The organism is Providencia sp. PROV150, from assembly GCF_028481025.1.
GTDB classification, from domain to species: domain Bacteria; phylum Pseudomonadota; class Gammaproteobacteria; order Enterobacterales; family Enterobacteriaceae; genus Providencia; species Providencia hangzhouensis.
The window spans coordinates 143,285-161,387 of record NZ_JAMPPJ010000010.1 but is presented as its reverse complement, the minus strand read 5'-3'; the positions used below and the strand labels follow the sequence as shown (position 1 = coordinate 161,387).

The following is an 18,103-nucleotide window of genomic DNA, read 5'->3' as shown; positions in this document are numbered from 1 at the left end:
ATAAGGGTAATCATTGGAACTCATACTCCCAGAAATTGGCTTTCTCTGCCTTGCATTGGCACTGTGTATTGCCTGTTTTCAAGTATCATTCGGAGTTATTGGTTTCTTCCGCCATATTCCGAGGCAAATGCCTCGGAATATTCTTTGGACCTACTTACAATTTCTTTTCTTGCTCGTTGCTTATATTTGTTTAACTATCAGTTTTATTCAAAGTGACTTTTCGGTCGTATATGTGGCGCAACATAGCCATCGGCTATCGCCGCTATATATTAAAATTGCGGCAGTATGGGGAGGCCATGAAGGGTCAATATTTCTTTGGCTGTTGTTTATCTCAGCTTGGAGTTGTCTATTTGCATGGCGTTATCGCCAGCAAACTCACCTCGTGTTTCCTCTCACACTAACGCTTCTTGCCATTATCAGTGCGGCATTATTACTGTTTATCGTATTTTATTCTGACCCCTTTGTTCGCATTTTTCCTCCCGCTATTGAAGGGAGAGATCTCAACCCAATGCTGCAACATTGGGGATTAATATTACATCCCCCTCTACTTTATTTAGGCTATAGCGGGTTAATGGTCGTAACCGCCTTAGCGCTTGCATCTACACTTTGCGGGCAATTTAACCAAACTATCGCCGGGCTCTGTTGGCGCTTTGTCGTTCCTAGTTGGTGCATACTCACTTTGGGTATCACTCTTGGGTCATGGTGGGCATACAGTGAACTTGGTTGGGGTGGTTGGTGGTTTTGGGACCCTGTTGAAAATGCGTCATTATTGCCATGGCTAAGTGCAACTGCCCTATTTCATAGCTTAACAGTCTCACGCAAAACTGGGCACTATCGCCACTGGTCTATATTGCTGGCAATTCTTACGTTTATTTTATCTTTATTAGGCACATTAATTGTACGCTCAGGGATTTTAATGTCTGTCCATGCGTTTGCTTTGGATAACGTTAGGGCTGCACCCCTCTTTTTATTGTTCAGTTTTCTGAGTTTCGGGGCTTTATGTATATATGGTTGGAAAGCTAAAAATATCGATAATTTACCAACTAATATTAATCGCCGTCAGCTTTACTTATTACTCACTTTAATCCTATTTTCTACTGTATTATTTATTGTCCTGACGGGCACGCTTTACCCAATGATTTACACGTTATTTGGTTGGGGGAAAATATCGGTTGGGGCGCCTTATTTTAACCAAGCGTTATTACCATTTGGTATTTTAATGCTAATCATAATGGCTGTGAGTGCCATTTATCCTCTTAGCAAAACTCGCATTAAACCCCAATGGCGTATTCTTTTAATTATACTTCTCAGTGTGTTATTAAGCTTATCTCTTTGGTCTAAAGGGCTTATTATCGCCATTTCTTGTGGTTTTTTATTTGCAATTTTGCTTATCTTTTGGCTACGTCCTATCGATGCTATTCGGCAACATTTCCCTTCCCTTATCGCTCATACAGGAGTTGTAATTTTTGCTACTGGTATTGCCTTGTCAATTGGTAGCCACCACGAAACGAGTGTTAATCTTTCTGTTGGGCAATCTATTTCACTCGCCGGTTATCAATTCCAATTCAACGAACTGCAACTTGAAGCTAAATCTAATTACACGACCGAAAAGGCTATTATACAAATTAGCAAAGCTGGCCAGCCATTACACCAGTTAATCACCGAGCGCCGCCTTTATACCGCTCGCCAGCAATTAATGATTGAACCTGGTATATATTGGGGATGGTTACGCAATTGGTATGCGGTATTAGGTGAGAAAACAGGAACAAATAGCTACGCGATACGCCTTTACGTGCAAGATGGCATTCAATGGATTTGGGGCGGTGCATTTGTGATGTGTTTTGGCCTATTAATAAGCTGGGTAAAAGGGAGAATAAAAAATGCTTAGAATCCTATTAGCACTATTTTTCCTATTTTTCTCTTTTATATCCAATGCTCAAATCGTTGATGTGTGGGAATTTAATTCCATTGAAGAACAAGAATATTCTTTGCAGATCGCCTCACAGCTACGTTGCCCGCAATGCCAAAACCAAAATTTACTTGAATCTAATGCCCCCACAGCAGTAAGTATGCGCCACCAAGTTTTTAAAATGGTTGCTGAAGGGAAAGATAAAGCGCAAATCATGCACTATATGACTGAACGATATGGTGATTTCGTGCTGTATAACCCACCACTAACGATTGGAACTGCCCTGCTTTGGGGATTGCCTGCTATTGCTCTGATTGGCATTTTTTATTTCATTTTCAAATTTACTCGGTCACAAAAACAGCAACTTATAGAGAACAATTTTAGCCATCGACAAATATCCGAGCAATTATTACCCCCAGATATAACAACACCCTCGACTATCCTGCAATGGCATTTTAATAAATTACTTGCCATATTAATTGTGTTGGTTGTTATTGGTTACTTCTTCTCACCTCGATTTGAATTAGCTTATCAGGAATATCAACGTATATCCGATCCACTGCTCTCATTCACACCATTGCAGCAAGAACAAAAGGATTTATTACGCTTACAAAATGATATTCGTCAATCGCCTAAAAATAGTGAACTTTGGGCTATACTGGGTGAATATTATCTTTATCAAAACAGTTATGATAATGCGTTGATTGCTTATCAAAGAGCACTAAAATATGGCGGGGAAAATGCTCAAATATACTCTGCTATTGCAACCGTTTTATATTACCAAGCAGGTCAACAGCTAACCGAAGATGTCAGAGCGGTAATCAACAAAGCATTAAGCCTTGATAATCAAGAAGTTACCGCATTAATGCTAGTTGCTTCTGATGCCTTTATGAATGCAAATTATGAGCAAGCGATTGATATTTGGCAAAAATTATTAGATAGTAATAGTTCTCGTATTAATCGCTCTCAGCTCATTGAAGCTATTCATATGGCAAAAATAATGAAGAATAAAAAATAATAATCTTATCTTTATTATTAATTTTATTACGCTAGGGATTAATACATACTAAATTATCACAGTAGTGATAAAATATTCTTTTATTAATGTCTATTTATTTAAATGTGTAATTTTTCGTTTCTTATTGATTACCATTGTGTCCCCCCTATATTACTTCAAATAATCTTATGTTAGATTGGCAACAGTAAATTATCCCAAATGTAATCCAAGTATATCTCCGTAAGTGAAATTATCAATTAAAATTTAGCTTATGGTGATAAATTTTATTTAATTTTATATTTTGGCATTCATTGGGAGGTTCAAAAATAATAACATAAGAAATAAACACTATGAAAAATAAAATATTTTCATTTTTAGTTATTGGCCTAATTGCAGGCGCGTCCTTTATAGGAGGCGTTGTAAGTAACTATACACCTGATTTAGACATTGTAGAAAAATCTCAAAAAGCGGTTGAAGATTTTTTAGCATTTCCCAAAACAGCCGAATATAAAAATGTTAAATATCATGAGATAAGAGAAACCTTAGACCATGGTATGCTAGGCTATGTATGCGGTGAAGTACTTATTTTTACTAGCCAAAATTCATATTCATTTAAACGTTTTGTGGTCAAAACTTATCTTCATAATGATGGTCGTAATGTTGTTTCCATTCCATTAATCGATAGAGATGATAAAGAATTTCCTGATAATGACTTTAATGTTATTTGGAATAAGTATTGTAATAATTAAGTAAATATAAAACCAAACTGTTTAAATAAGATATTTCCGAGCCCTTTAAAATTTCATTAATATATAAAAGGGCTCAAATTAAATATTACATAAAAAACTATATTCTCTTTAGATATCTGTCATTCCGTAAATCAATCTTTTAATGATGATTACATTTTATCGTGGAGACTCTGTACTAACAGAGCATCTAGGCAAAATGCGATCAATTCAGACTATCTCCTTTTGAGCTATCCCTCATATAGAATTATTTTTCAATAGTAATTCATCCCTGCTTGATATAAAGTCTCAGCCTTTTTTCAAAATAGTTACTCTTGGAGGCGAAATGTTTATCGGTTTTGATTACGGTACATCTAACTGCGCTGTTGCGGTCATGAAGAACGGGATCCCAACATTATTACCATTAGAAGGCGATAACGTTTATATCCCATCAACCTTATGCGCACCGACAAGAGAATCAGTCTCTGAGCATTTATTTCGCCATTGTAAAATCGCCCCCTCGAATGAAATCGGGCAGCAAATTTTAAAAAGATCTATCGCATTTAACCGTGATGAAGGGATCGATTTAATGCTTGAAGACATCGTATTTGGGCAAGCCGCTTTAGATTTATATTTAAGTGATCCTAGAGATGTATATTATGTGAAGTCCCCTAAATCATTTTTGGGAGCATCTGGCTTACATGAGACCCAAATTAGTTTTTTTGAAGACCTTGTCTGCGCCATGATGAAAAATATAAAGAATACCGCAGAAAATAATTTACAACAGATTATTGATGATACTGTGATTGGACGCCCTATTAACTTTCATGGTCGTGGAGGGGAACTCTCGAACCAACAAGCAGAATCAATACTCTATCGCGCGGCAAAACGCGCAGGATTTAATCATATTACTTTTCAATTCGAACCCGTAGCCGCAGGGCTTGAATATGAATCAACATTAAATAAAGACCAGATTATCCTAGTCGTTGATATTGGTGGTGGAACAACGGATTGTTCATTAATCCAAATGGGGCCCACTTATAGAAATGCACAAGACAGAACACAATCCTTACTTGCTCATAGTGGACAACGGGTGGGTGGAAATGACCTTGATATTTACCTTGCATTAAAACAATTGATGCCGCTTTTTGGGATGGAAAGCCAATCTTTATCAGGCATTAAAATGCCATTCCTGCAATTTTGGAACCCTATTGCTATCAATAATGTTGAAGCACAAAAAGAGTTTTATTCAAGACAAAACTTGGCAGCGTTAACACGCTTAAAACAAGATGCAAAAGAACCTCAAATAATATCTCGATTACTAGAAGTTTATAATGAAACATTAGGTTATAGCTTAGTACGTAAAGCTGAAGAAGCTAAAATTGCTTTATCAGACGCCTCAAGCTATTTAGCACAAATTAAATTAATTTCTGAAAAATTAGAAGTGAATATTCCCCATGAACAAATGGTGGAATCAATTGAATCACCAAAAAGTAAAATGATTGAATTGGTTAAAGAAGCAGTCAACCAAGGCGGGGTCAAACCTGATGCTATTTACGTTACAGGTGGGAGTGCTCGTTCCCCAATATTACACCAAGCTATTAGCCAAGAATTACCTAATATTCCGATAGTACGTGGGGATGATTTTGGTTCCGTTACTGCAGGGTTAACGCGTTGGGCTGAGACTTGTTTTAAATAAGCGACAGAAACACTAATAGCGCAGAATAAATAAGATTCATATTTAGACTGCGCTATTGGTACAAAATATTATTTCTTAACTTTATGAACAATATCAAAGTACTTATCTTTATTATCTTGCTCTGGATAAATACGATATGTGTATTCTTCTGGGGTTACTGTGACATTTTCAACAACACGAGTAAACAAGACTTTACCCTCGTCATCTTTCGCTGTTAATGAGCGAGTTTTGCCATTTTCATCAAATGACCAGTCACCTTTCATTTTAGGTTTTCCATCAAACGTGGTCATATTAAATGTACCGTCTGGATAATACTCAGCTAAACCAAAAAAGTTAGCGACTTGTTTATCATCTGCATTAACTTCTTTTTTATCTTGATCTAAAGCTTCTGTCGTTGTCCATACTTTGCCTACCATAATTTCTTCGTAAGCATTTAATTTATGTTCCGCATTCTGTGATTGGCTTGCTGCTGGAGTTGTAGCTGCTTGAACAGCAAATGACATAGTAGATACAACAGCAAAGAGTGTAGGTACTAATAATTTTTTCATTTTTATCCTCTAATAAATTAACTCAAACAACAATTTGATTAAGTTAAGATTAGCGATATAAAACCAATTTTGAAAATTATATTACGTTTATTTACAAGATAATATCTTATTACAATTAGTAAATACTATTTTACAATAAAAAATATATCGAAAATTCATGAATTTTAAAATTAATACTCTTAATTTTAGCTATCAAGCAATTTATTAATCAACCAGTACCCCGCTTTTCCGGGTGGATTATTCTTAGACCAAACTAAATCCACATCAATTTTACGTGGCCATAAATCATAATTAATACTCACTAAACGGTTATGTCCAAATTGCTTAACTAACCATGTTGGTAATATTGCCCATCCAGCCCCTTGTTCTGCCATTTCTAATAATAATAAATAATTAGGTGCAAACCAGTTCTTTTCACTATTAATAATAATTTGGCTGCTACTGCTTAGCCGTAATTGACGAGTCATCGTTAAATGTTGATAAGTTATTTTTTTCTCTTTAGCTAATGGATGACTATCTAATACATATAAACCTAATTCACCTTGAATAGGTAAACGAGAAAAAGAAATATCCGCAGGATATTCTGTACGGGACTCCATCATACCAACATGGGCTTGTTGGTTCTGGATCATTTCGATAACAGCATTATTTTCTGCAATTAAAAACTCAAACTCAAGATGCGGAAATTGCCTATCTAATGTTGTTACAATATGCTCAGCATGAGGTGGCTGATAGGTATCTGAAAAAGCACAACTTAACCTAGGCTCAATATCAGGGAGCAACTCAACTCTAAGCGCTTGAAGACGCTCATCTGCTGATAAAATATCCTCAACTAAGCTCAAAACTTTTCTACCTGCAAAAGTCAATGTTGATTCACGCCCCTGCCTATCAAATAACGCAAACCCCAAATCGTCTTCAAAACCACTGATTGTCGTACTGACAGTTGATTGGCTTTTATTTAATTTACGTGCCGCAGCAGAGAATGACTTTAAGGATGCCGCTTCCACAAAGGTACGCAATGTTTCTATAGAATAGTTCATAAGGTATCGCTTTTTTCGATGGCTGCCATTTTGTATATATATAAAAAATAGCAAATAATTGCACCCGATTTTTACCTAAAAATTAATTTTCTATATCTTTGAGGTAGTTATGAGCAAGTATACAAAAACATTAACTGAGCGAATTTTTCATGCAGTTTCATTTGAGGTCATCGCAATTGCGATAACTGCACCGGTCAGTGCGTGGCTTTTAGGACGCTCAATTTTCCAAATGGGAACAGTGGCTATTGTCTTATCGACGCTGGCAATGCTATTAAACTTATTTTATAACATGGCTTTTGACCGTTATTGGCCTTTATCCAAGGGGGCTCGCCCAGCCAAAGTGCGTGTTTTTCATGCTGTTGGATTTGAATTAAGCTTTGTGATCATGGGTGTCCCAATGCTGGCGTTTTTACTTCAAATGTCATTCTTAGATGCATTCTTACTTGAAATCGGCTTTTTTGTCTTTTTCTTATTTTATACTTATGCGTTTAATCTTGGATATGACCTTTTACGTGTCCGTTGGTTTGCAAATAGAGAGAACGCAGTAAGTATCTCTGAAGCGGTAGCTAAACGCTCTTAATTTTACTATTAATAAATATTCGAACACCGTGTTGCTTATCTTCACGGTGTTCTTTGTATATTAAAACCCCTATAAACACGCCGAAATAATCCTCTTTTTTTTGCAAAAAATAAAATAGAGAATGATATTTAACTAATTTATCACACAATTAACCTCATTAAGGCTTGGCTACTCACCAAGCCTTTTTACTTATAAATAATATTTCATTAAAAATCAAAATATTAACAAATTATAATATGCACCCACCAAAGTTGATAATAACTATCATTTGCAATTGATAATTATTAACATATAATTCGAATCGTTATTTTACCTTATGAGTCATAACTCAAACATAACTACTTAATACCTGTATTGGTCTCCCCTCTTTAGGTTCAACGAGAAAGAATATTGAGGTTTTATGATGAGTCGAAAATTAATCACTTTTATGCTATCCATAACACTTCATGTTCTTGTTATTGGGTACTTAACCTATGTTACGGCTCAATCATTATCCTTAAAAAACCAAGCACTACAGGATGCGCCTATTATATCGATCGCATTGACTCAAGCTGTCAACGTTGCAGAACCTGAAGAGATCCCCCTGCCTATAGACACACCTAATGAGGTAAAAATTGCTTCCAGCCCAATAGTTGAACACGCCGTCATTGTTGCGCCTAAAAAGCAAAAAAAGGTGATCAAAACCCCAAAAGAACCAGTGAAGCCCAAAGAACTCACTAAAAGAACTGAAAACGCTCACAAACCAGCTAATACAGAAATTAAAAATGATTTGCCAATCGCACAACAACAAAAGGCTGGAGCCCTTGTATCGTCTCAATCCGCAGGAATAAAAGGTCCCAAAAACCAACATGCGACTAGTGATACTAATAGCCAATTAATTAATGCTTACCGTGAAAAACTACGCCAAGAAGTTGAGAGAAATAAACAATACCCTCGCCGCGCGAAAAAAATGAAAAACCGTGGTATTGCAACAATACAATTTCAATTAAGCCAAAACGGGGAAATTAGCTTAATTCGCTTAGCAAGTAGCTCAGGAAATGATTCATTAGATCAAGCTGCTTTGCTTGCAGTACAAAAAAGCCGCTCTGTAGGTAAACCACCTGCAGGTTTTGCTCAATCTATAACACTTAATATTGAATTTAATTAACCTCAGTTGAAAATAAATATTATTCCCACTAAGAAGTTACGTCTTAATTAGGTATTAGATATTCATCTAATAGATAGTTATTCCGTATTTGCTTTTTATTCCGAAAAATAATGATGATCTTTATTATTTTTTTAGAACAATTAATGACTCTAGAGAAATTTATTATTATTTTCCAACTATACTGCTAGAAATATTCTCCCTATTTTTCGAAAACTCCTCACCTAGAGAAATATTTTCTCTACAAAACCAAACATTAACATTTCTAAAATTTCAATCTCCAGCAAGTGAAATAAAAAATTCCTTATATTCATGATGTTAAGATGATATTAATTATCAATATAATTTATTTATTATAGAAAAGTTACCAGTTTTGCAAATATAACTTCATTGATATGGCGCAAAAAAAACTAAACATGTCAGAGTAAGATACCCCTTGAATAACATTATATTTAATATGGTCATAAAGGCTCATATCAATGAATACAAAAAATAAATTATTAAATAGCCCTATCTCAAGGCGCAATGTCGTGAAATCTGGCGCTGCAGGCGGTTTATTTGCTGCAGTAGGCGGTTTATCACTTCCTTTCAATGCAAAAGCAATCGATAACACTCGAAACTCAACATCCGCTGAAGAAAAAGCGGTTTGGAGCTCATGTACCGTTAACTGTGGTAGCCGTTGCCTATTACGTCTCCATGTTCGTGACGATGAAGTATATTGGGTTGAATCTGATACCACGGGAGAAGATGAATATGGCAATCACCAAGTAAGAGCTTGCCTGCGTGGCCGCTCAATCCGTAGAAGAATGAACCACCCAGATAGATTAAAGTACCCAATGAAACGTGTGGGTAAACGTGGTGAAGGCAAATTTGTCCGAATTTCATGGGAAGAGGCCCTAGATACCGTTGGTAATAGTTTGCGCGATATTTTGCAAAATTACGGCAATGAAGCGGTGCATGTTCTCTATGGCACTGGCGTTGATGGCGGTAATATCACCAATTCGAATGTTCCCTATCGTTTAATGAATTCATGTGGTGGTTTCCTGAGCCGCTATGGCAGTTATAGTACTGCGCAAATTCGTGCGGGTATGAATTATCTGTATGGTTCTCAAGAAGCCAATAGCCCCGACGATATCGCAAATACAAAACTAGTTGTGATGTTTGGTAATAACCCAGCCGAAACTCGTATGAGTGGTGGAGGTGTGACTTATTATGTTGAACAAGCACGTGAGCGTTCGAATGCGCGCATGATAGTTATTGACCCTCGTTATAATGACACAGCTTCTGGTAGAGAAGATGAATGGTTACCTATTCGCCCTGGTACTGATGGCGCACTTGCAGCTGCATTAGCTTATGTGATTATCACTGAGGATATGGTTGACCAAGAGTTTGTGGATAAATACTGTATTGGCTATGACGAAAAAACCTTACCGGCTTCTGCTCCTCAAAACGGTCACTATAAGGCCTATATTTTAGGCCAAGGTGCTGATGGTATGGCTAAAACACCACAGTGGGCCGCTAAAATTACAGGTATTCCAGCAGATAAAATCATTAAGTTAGCTCGTGAAATAGGCCAAGCGAAACCCGCTTATATTGTTCAAGGTTGGGGCCCTCAACGTCATTCAAATGGTGAACAAACCGTTCGAGCAATTGCCATGTTAGCCATTATCACAGGTAATGTTGGTATTAGTGGCGGAAATTCAGGCTGTCGTGAAGGCACTTATGATTCAGGTGTTGAATGGTTCCCAATGCTCGATAACCCAGTCAAAACACAAATTTCCGTTTTCACATGGACTGATGCTATTGAACGCGGCACAGAAATGACCGCCATTCACGATGGCATAAAAGGGAAAGATAAATTAGATGTTCCCATTAAGTTCTTATGGTGCTATGCCAGTAACACATTGATAAATCAGCATAGTGATATCGCCCGTACCCATGAAATTTTGCAAGATGACAGCAAATGCGAAATGATTGTTGGTATCGACCATTTCATGACGGCATCAGCAAAATATTGCGATATTTTATTACCTGATTTAATGCCTACCGAGCAAGAAGATCTTATTCCTAGCGAGTCCGCAGGAAACATGTCTTACATGATCTTAGGCCAACCAGCGACTAGCGCTAAATTTGAGCGTAAACCCATCTATGAAATTTTGTCGGAAATTGCTAAACGCTTAGGCCCTGATGTCGAACAGAAATTCACCGAAGGCCGCAACCAGCACGAATGGGTTAAATATTTATGTGAAAAAAGTCGCGAACGATACCCTGATATGCCAACTTATGAAGAAATGAAAACCGTGGGTATTTTCAAGCACAAATGCCCAGATGAGCATGTCATTGGATTTAAAGCCTTCCGAGATAACCCTCAAGCTAATCCACTGAAAACGCCTTCAGGAAAAATAGAAATTTACTCTGAAAGCCTAGCTGAGATAGCGAAAACATGGCAATTAGCACCAGATGATGTGATTGATCCGTTACCAATTTACACAGAAGGCTTTGAAAGCCATACCGATAGCCTTAATAAAAAATACCCATTACAAATGACAGGGTTTCATTATAAAGCCAGAACACACTCAAGTTATGGCAACATTGATATCTTAAAACAAGCCTGCCGCCAAGAAATATGGATTAACCCAATAGATGCCAAAGCGCGTGGTATTAATCAGGGTGATATGGTCAAAGTTTTCAATGACCGAGGTGAAGTTCATATTCCAGCTAAAGTGACTCCGCGGATCATGCCTGGGGTGACGGCTATGGGCCAAGGGGCTTGGTTAGATGCCGATATGTTTGGCAAAAAAGTAGACCAAGGCGGGTGTATTAATGTCCTCACAACTCAACGCCCTTCACCGCTTGCTAAGGGAAACCCTCAGCATACTAACTTAGTTGAAATTGCAAAACTATAAGGAGCCCGGTATGTCACAACAATATGGTTTTTATATTGATACACAACGTTGTACGGGCTGCAAAACGTGTGAACTCGCCTGTAAAGATTTTAAAAACTTATCCGCTGATGTTCATTTTCGTCGTATTTATGAATATGCAGGCGGCGACTGGACAGAGCAAGATGGCGCATGGCATCAAAATGTATTTTCTTATTACCTCTCTATTTCATGCAACCATTGTGAAGACCCTGCTTGCGTTAAAGTTTGCCCAAGTGGCGCAATGCATAAACGTGAAGATGGCTTTGTCGTTGTTGACGAAAGTGTCTGTATTGGTTGCCGTTATTGCCATATGGCATGCCCTTATAGTGCACCACAGTTTGATGCAGTCAAAGGGCATATGACTAAATGTGATGGCTGCTATGAACGAGTGGCTGAAGGCAAAAAACCCATTTGTGTTGAATCTTGCCCGCTACGTGCATTAGATTTTGGGCCCATTGAAGAGTTACGTGAGAAATACGGAACAATCAATGAAATAGCACCGCTACCAGCAGCACATTATACCAAACCCAATATTGTATTAAACCTCAATGCAAATTGCCGTCCTGTGGGCGACACCACAGGTTATTTAGCTAATCCGGAGGAAGTTTAAAATGGGCGCAGGCTTACATGAATATCCGTTAATCTTCTTCACCGTTATAGGTCAAAGTGTTGCTGGCGCATTTATTCTCATGGCTCTGGTATTGTTAATGAAACCCATGCAAGAACAGCATCATAAAATAGTGATGAGCATGTTTGGTTTATGGGTGTTAATGGGAGTTGGCTTTTTACTCTCCATGCTACATATGGGCTCACCGATGCGTGCCTTTAATTCGATGATACGTGTTGGGCATTCAGCGCTCAGTAACGAAATAGTCAGTGGCTCAATATTCTTTGCCTTAGGTGGGATATATTGGTTATTGTCATTATTAAAGAAGATGCCCAAGTCTGTCGGCAATATTTGGTTAATCGTCACTATCATTTGTGCGGCAATATTTATTTATGCCATATCTCGCGTTTACCAAATTGATACCGTCCCAACTTGGTTTAATCACTATGGTAGTTTGCAATTTATCTTAACCAGCTTTATTGCGGGGCCTGTTCTTGCCGCATTTTTATTGCGCATAGCTAGCTATGATATCAATAACGTCCGCTTCTTTACATTAATCAGTATTGTTGCAGTGATTGCAAGTAGTATCTTGGTGACAGCGCAGGGGTTTGAATTAGGCTCTATCCAAAGTTCAGTACAAAAAGCATCAGAGCTTGTTCCAGATTATGCCTCACTGATGGGATGGCGTACTGTTTGCTTAACATTGGGGCTAGCTTTCTGGATTTACCCGCATGTTAAAATGAAAAACCCTTCAATTATTGGGCTACTAGTCGCCGTATTATTGGTGATTTTTGGTGAATTGATTGGTAGAGGCATTTTCTACGGGCTGCATATGACGGTGGGTATGGCTGTTGCAGGCTAACGACTAATTCATTGTTTTTTACGATGATAAGAAGGTTAATGACTTTCTTATCATCGACAACAATCTCATGTTTCGCTACGATCACACCAAAGAGTCATCATCAACATAGCAATGTGGACAAATATGGAACAAAAATTATTGGCAGATTTTTCGCTTTGCGCGCAAGCTTTAGGGGCATTATTTTATTATGACCCTTCTGATGCACGCGTAAATAAGTTAATTGATTTATTTACGACGAGCGAATGGTTAGCTGAATGGCCATTTACTCAGGATTATGATTGCCAACGTATTGATAAACTCTTTCAAGATAATCTTTCTGAATCAGAAACATTACAAGAAGCCTATCAGCGCTTATTTATAGGCCCTTATGCATTACCAGCACCACCTTGGGGTTCTGTTTATCTTGATAAAGAAAATGTTATTTTTGGTATTTCGACACTTGAGTTAAGAGCATGGCTCCGTAATAACCAAATCAATATTGAATTAAACCAAAAAGAGCCAGAAGATCATGTAGGGTTATTATTTCTTCTCACCGCCTGGGTGATTGAAAATAAACCAGAACTACTACGCGAATTGCTAGAATTACATTTTCTACCTTGGGTCTATCGCTATTTAGAGAAAATGCAATTGCAAAGCGGGAATGCATTTTATGAAGCCTCCGCACTATTGGCCACTGAAACTTTAAGACATATCCAACAAGCCGCTAAATTAAATCCAGCGAATAAAGAGCTTTGTCTTTAGTTTTATATCGTTCAAATAACTATTTTGTGAAGTAAAAGCCCTCTAAATAATCTGATTATTTAGAGGGCTTGAATATATTATTGGTACTTTCTTGGCATGTGATTAGTGCCACTGAGGAATTAAAATACGTTGATAGTCGCCTAATTACTGTATTTGCGATAAAGCAGAACCGACGTCAGCAAGTAAATCATCAATATCTTCACAGCCCAGTGAGAAACGCAATAATCCTTCCGTTACGCCTTGCAGTAATCTTTCCTCTTCAGGGATACACGCATGAGACATCATTTTAGGGTAGGAAATAATTGATTCAATTCCCCCTAAGCTGACCGCAACGAGTGGAATACGAATTGCTTCTAAAAATTGTTTTACATTGTCATAGCTACCCAAATCAAAGGAAACCACCATTCCGCCATTTTTGGACTGTTGCATATGAATCATATGGTTTGGGTGTGAAGCTAACCCCGGATAAAAAACGTGTTGTACTTTTGGATGCTCATTCAGATATTCTGCAAGCTTTTGCGCATTTTCACTTGCTCGTTCAACCCGCATTGCCATTGATTTTAAACCTCGCATTGTCAGCCAGCTATCAAATGGTGCAGCAATACTGCCAATAGCAACTGCAGACTTATGTAACCACCTCGCATATTCAGGGTTATTCGTTGCTACCGTCCCCAAGATCACATCACTATGGCCATTAATAAATTTAGTTGCGCTATTAATAGAAAAATCAATTCCAAGAGAAATAACATCTGATAACAACGGCGTCATAAAGGTATTGTCACAGATAGTAATAATATTATGCTGCTGCGCAATCCCAATAACAGATTTTAAATCCGTCACTTGTAACGTTGGATTAGATGGCGTTTCAATATAAAACGCTTTGGTGTTTTCCATTATTGCTTGCTGATAATTCATTGGATTAGTCGCATCAACAAATGTGACTGAAATACCGTAGCGTGGCAAAAATTCAGTCATTAATTGGAAAGAGCCACCATATATATTTTTGCAGGCAACAATATGGTCGCCCTGACTAAAATTAAGCAATACGGCACTTATTGCTGCCATTCCTGAGGAAAAAACTTCAGCAAATTTTGCATTTTCAATCGCGCAAATAGCCTCACTTAATGCATCTCTTGTTGGATTGGAAAAACGCGAATAAATATGGTCGTAACTTTCCTCAATATTGGCTTGTGAAAATGTGGATGATTGATATAACGGAATAGAAGAACTTCCGGTATATTTATCTGTCATGGGATATCCATGAATAACCTTGGTATTAATTTTCATAATAAAATCGCATTATCAGAAGTCTATTTTAATTGTTGCTATATTGATTTCAGAATAAGCAAAAATAACAAGAGCACCATCAGTGTAAATATCACGACCTAAATATTCTGAATGATTATTTAGTTTTGCTAGTGGTGCTACTCCTTGAAATAAATCTATTTTATTTATTGCAGCTAATTTTGCCTAATCTTTATTATTTTATTCACTTTATTAATATGTGAAACCTAAATACAGATAAACCATCAGCGCAAACGCGGCCGTGACTGTTGCATAAGGCATTTGGGTACGAATATGCTCAATATGGTCACAATCTGTTGCCATAGAAGCCACAATTGCATCACTGGAAATTGGTGATGTCATGTCTCCGTAAATTGAACCTGCAATGGCTGCACCAATCATATATTCAACAGGCATTCCGACTGAAAGTCCTAATTGCACACCAATTGGGATCATAATGGCAAATGTTCCCCACGATGTTCCTGTTGCTAATGACATCACCGCACTAATTAAAAAGATAAAACCTATTGAGAAAGCTGGCGAAATAACACCCGAGGTGATTTCTGCTATATAGGCACCGGTATTTAAATCTGAAGAAACGGTTCCCATTAAAAAAGCGAGGATCATCACCGAGCTAATTTTTACCATGCTGGCATAGCCGATATATAATTCTTTAAAGAAAGTCTCAATATTAAGTACACGACGTGCTAAGAACCACACAAAAGAGACTAAAGTTCCAAACATGACTCCCCAATATACCGATGTTGAACCGCTACCTTTACTAAAATCGCCATTACCGGTGATATAAAGCGCAACAGGTACCATTAATACCGTTGATAAAATTGGGATAAAGAAATTAAGAGAAGTATGGCAATTAGGGTGCTCAATAATATCTTCATCATCCTGCTCAGCTTCTTCCGCGGATAATAAAGTTAAAGCCTGCTGCTCTGCGCGTAAATCCGCCTTTTTCATTGGCCCCCAAGAAACATTGGAGAAAATATAAAACAGCACTGAAGCGAGGGAAAACCACGCCATGATATTAAATACCATTGAGCCAGCTAAAATTTCAAAAGGCTCTCCAGTAATTAAACCTTTAGATATTTGTACGCCAATAACCCCCATCATTGCCGCTCCCCAGCCGTTAATCATGGCTGATGAACACACTGATACACAGGAAGTCTGCACAATGTAGGACATTTTTTCTGGCGAAACTCCGTATTTCTTCGCTAATGTTTTTGTTGATGCTCCAGCAATTAATTGGTTAATAGAGCTTTCAATAAAAATTAATGATGTAATAATCATCGCCATTAATTGAACAGCTTTTTTATTTTTAATTAACTTTGTTTTATTTGTTAATAATTTAACCAATGAACGCACACCACCAGTAACAACGACGAGCCGCATAATACCGCCAATCATTACCATAAATAGAATTGTTTTTGTGTTTCCCGGTGATGCAAACGTATTAATAATGCCATCGAGCGTTCCGTTTATACCTAATAATATATTGTGATCATATATAACGGTAAAACCAACTAATATCCCCAGTAATAATGATAATATAACTTGTCGTGTAAAAATGGCTAAAAGTATCGTCACCATTGGCGTGACAATGGTCCAAATCCCATAATCATTCATTAGATGCTCTCTTATTATATTTTATTTTGATTTTAATAAATTAAGATAGTGCGTTTTCTAAATCATTTAATAAGTCTGTGATATCTTCAATACCTACGGATAAACGTAATGTGGTGTCAAATACTTGGATACTTTCTCTTTCTTCTTTTGTCATCGACCCATGTGACATGGTTGCCGAATGGTTCACCATACTTTCAACCCCCCCCAATGATTCCGCTAAAACAAAATATTTAACTTTAGATAAAAAGACTTTGGTGTCTTCAATATCCCCTGCTAATTTAATCGTCACAACCGCTCCTCCTGTACGCATTTGTTTTTTGCATAATTCATATTGAGGATGCGAAGGTAATCCAGGGTAATAAACCTGCTCAACTTTCGGGTGTTTTGATAAATATTTCGCAACTTGTGCGGCATTACTGCATTGTGCTGCCATACGTAATGCTAATGTTTTTAATCCACGTAAAGCAAGGTAGGCGTCAAAAGGAGAAGCAATTGCTCCGAGGGTGGTTTTTAGAAAATCAAGGCGGCTGGCTAAGTCTTCTCTTTGGGTGATCACCGCACCACCAATTAAATCGGAATGGCCGCCAATATATTTACTTGCCGATAACATCACTAAATCGGCACCTAATTCTAATGGTTTTTGGTTCCAAGCTGTTGCAAATGTATTATCAACACAAGTTAAAATATTATGCTCTTTGGCAAGTGAACAAATAGCATTAATATCAACTAATTCTAATAATGGATTAGTTGGGCTTTCAATCCAAATTAAGCGTGTGTTATCTTTTATTTTTGTTTTAACTTCATCAAGATTATTCAAATCAACATAGTCTATTTGGTGACCGCTATTAATGGTTGAAACTCGTTCAAATAACCGAAAAGTTCCTCCATAAACACCCTTCATTGCAATAATATGTGAATCTTTTGGTAATAAATTTAAAACTAAACTTGAAGCAGCCACACCGGATGCAGTCGCTGTTGCATAGCTTCCACCTTCAATTTCAGCTAATAAGGTTTCATATGCATAACGTGTTGGGTTGCTGCAACGTGAATAACAATATTCACCATGCTCTGTTAAGCTTTGTTGAACGAAAGTACTGGCTGTTGTAATAGCAGGAAAAATAGCATGATTAACAGTATCTTGCTGCTTTCCACCATGAATTAAAATTGTAGCAATATTCTTAGTCATTATCTAAAACCCAATATAGTAAAGTAAAAATGATATCTTTATATTTGTTGCTAAAAGAAATATGCCACAGGGAAATAGAAAATTTTTTCTAAAAATTGGTGCCTTTTTTCAAATTAAGAGAAAATTTTTCTATTCAAGAATAAATAGCCTTTAAATTCATGCTGTTGGTTAAGTTTTGATAAATGAGCTAGCCGTCACAATATCATTATTTTGTTTATT

At 37.2% G+C, this 18,103-nt stretch carries 15 protein-coding genes; 10 read left to right on the top strand and 5 right to left on the bottom strand.

Annotated features, from left to right (window positions below; genetic code table 11):
- Positions 1–13 precede the first annotated feature (13 nt).
- The 4 genes from PSE83_RS08935 to yegD all read left to right on the top strand — a co-directional run bounded on the left by PSE83_RS08935 (position 14) and on the right by yegD (position 5,330).
- Positions 14–1,888 (top strand): heme lyase CcmF/NrfE family subunit, encoded by a 1,875-nt coding sequence (locus PSE83_RS08935; RefSeq protein WP_110592183.1) that lies wholly within the window; start codon positions 14–16, stop codon positions 1,886–1,888.
- Positions 1,881–2,927, top strand: a complete 1,047-nt coding sequence (nrfF, locus tag PSE83_RS08930; protein ID WP_272660821.1) for a heme lyase NrfEFG subunit NrfF — start codon at positions 1,881–1,883, stop codon at positions 2,925–2,927. The genes PSE83_RS08935 and nrfF overlap by 8 nt, the downstream gene beginning before the upstream one ends.
- 329 nt (positions 2,928–3,256) lie before the next feature.
- Complete coding sequence (locus PSE83_RS08925) at positions 3,257–3,655, top strand: hypothetical protein (protein ID WP_004262270.1); 399 nt, start codon at positions 3,257–3,259, stop codon at positions 3,653–3,655.
- A 322-nt stretch (positions 3,656–3,977) separates the two neighbouring features.
- Positions 3,978–5,330 (top strand): molecular chaperone, encoded by a 1,353-nt coding sequence (gene yegD, locus PSE83_RS08920; protein WP_272660820.1) that lies wholly within the window; start codon positions 3,978–3,980, stop codon positions 5,328–5,330.
- Positions 5,331–5,398: 68 nt separating this feature from the next.
- On the opposite strand, the gene PSE83_RS08915 is transcribed toward yegD, so the two are convergent.
- Together PSE83_RS08915 and PSE83_RS08910 are read right to left on the bottom strand one after the other, a co-directional pair.
- Entirely contained in the window at positions 5,399–5,878 is a 480-nt protein-coding gene (locus PSE83_RS08915; protein ID WP_004262272.1) for a DUF4822 domain-containing protein, read from the bottom strand.
- 185 nt (positions 5,879–6,063) lie between these two features.
- The gene (locus PSE83_RS08910; protein WP_004262273.1) at positions 6,064–6,918 is read right to left on the bottom strand and encodes a LysR family transcriptional regulator; all 855 of its coding nucleotides are present in this window, start codon (positions 6,916–6,918) and stop codon (positions 6,064–6,066) included.
- A gap of 109 nt (positions 6,919–7,027) precedes the next feature.
- On the opposite strand from PSE83_RS08910, the gene PSE83_RS08905 reads away from it, so the two are divergent.
- The 6 genes from PSE83_RS08905 to dmsD all read left to right on the top strand — a co-directional run bounded on the left by PSE83_RS08905 (position 7,028) and on the right by dmsD (position 13,776).
- Positions 7,028–7,498 carry a multidrug/biocide efflux PACE transporter gene (locus PSE83_RS08905; RefSeq protein WP_094961326.1) on the top strand — a complete coding sequence of 157 codons (471 nt, stop codon included), beginning with the start codon at positions 7,028–7,030 and terminating at the stop codon, positions 7,496–7,498.
- Between the two features lie 403 nt (positions 7,499–7,901).
- Positions 7,902–8,645, top strand: coding sequence for an energy transducer TonB (locus tag PSE83_RS08900; RefSeq protein ID WP_272660819.1), 744 nt, complete (start codon positions 7,902–7,904; stop codon positions 8,643–8,645).
- A 476-nt stretch (positions 8,646–9,121) separates the two neighbouring features.
- Positions 9,122–11,548 (top strand): selenate/tellurate reductase subunit YnfF, encoded by a 2,427-nt coding sequence (gene ynfF / locus PSE83_RS08895; protein WP_272660818.1) that lies wholly within the window; start codon positions 9,122–9,124, stop codon positions 11,546–11,548.
- Positions 11,549–11,558: 10 nt separating this feature from the next.
- Positions 11,559–12,176 (top strand): DMSO/selenate family reductase complex B subunit, encoded by a 618-nt coding sequence (locus PSE83_RS08890; protein WP_096863216.1) that lies wholly within the window; start codon positions 11,559–11,561, stop codon positions 12,174–12,176.
- Between the two features lies 1 nt (position 12,177).
- Complete coding sequence (locus PSE83_RS08885; protein ID WP_096863217.1) at positions 12,178–13,035, top strand: DmsC/YnfH family molybdoenzyme membrane anchor subunit; 858 nt, start codon at positions 12,178–12,180, stop codon at positions 13,033–13,035.
- Between the two features lie 123 nt (positions 13,036–13,158).
- Positions 13,159–13,776 carry a Tat proofreading chaperone DmsD gene (gene dmsD, locus PSE83_RS08880; RefSeq protein ID WP_272660817.1) on the top strand — a complete coding sequence of 206 codons (618 nt, stop codon included), beginning with the start codon at positions 13,159–13,161 and terminating at the stop codon, positions 13,774–13,776.
- Positions 13,777–13,920: 144 nt separating this feature from the next.
- Here the strand turns inward: dmsD and PSE83_RS08875 are convergent, their stop codons facing one another.
- From PSE83_RS08875 to PSE83_RS08865, 3 genes are all read right to left on the bottom strand, one after another.
- Positions 13,921–15,063, bottom strand: coding sequence for a trans-sulfuration enzyme family protein (locus tag PSE83_RS08875; RefSeq protein ID WP_262960552.1), 1,143 nt, complete (start codon positions 15,061–15,063; stop codon positions 13,921–13,923).
- A 210-nt stretch (positions 15,064–15,273) separates the two neighbouring features.
- Positions 15,274–16,698: a Na+/H+ antiporter NhaC family protein gene (locus PSE83_RS08870; protein WP_140171116.1), complete on the bottom strand. Its 1,425-nt coding sequence runs from the start codon at positions 16,696–16,698 to the stop codon at positions 15,274–15,276.
- A 40-nt stretch (positions 16,699–16,738) separates the two neighbouring features.
- Positions 16,739–17,884: a trans-sulfuration enzyme family protein gene (locus PSE83_RS08865; RefSeq protein WP_164455246.1), complete on the bottom strand. Its 1,146-nt coding sequence runs from the start codon at positions 17,882–17,884 to the stop codon at positions 16,739–16,741.
- Positions 17,885–18,103: the final 219 nt, after the last annotated feature.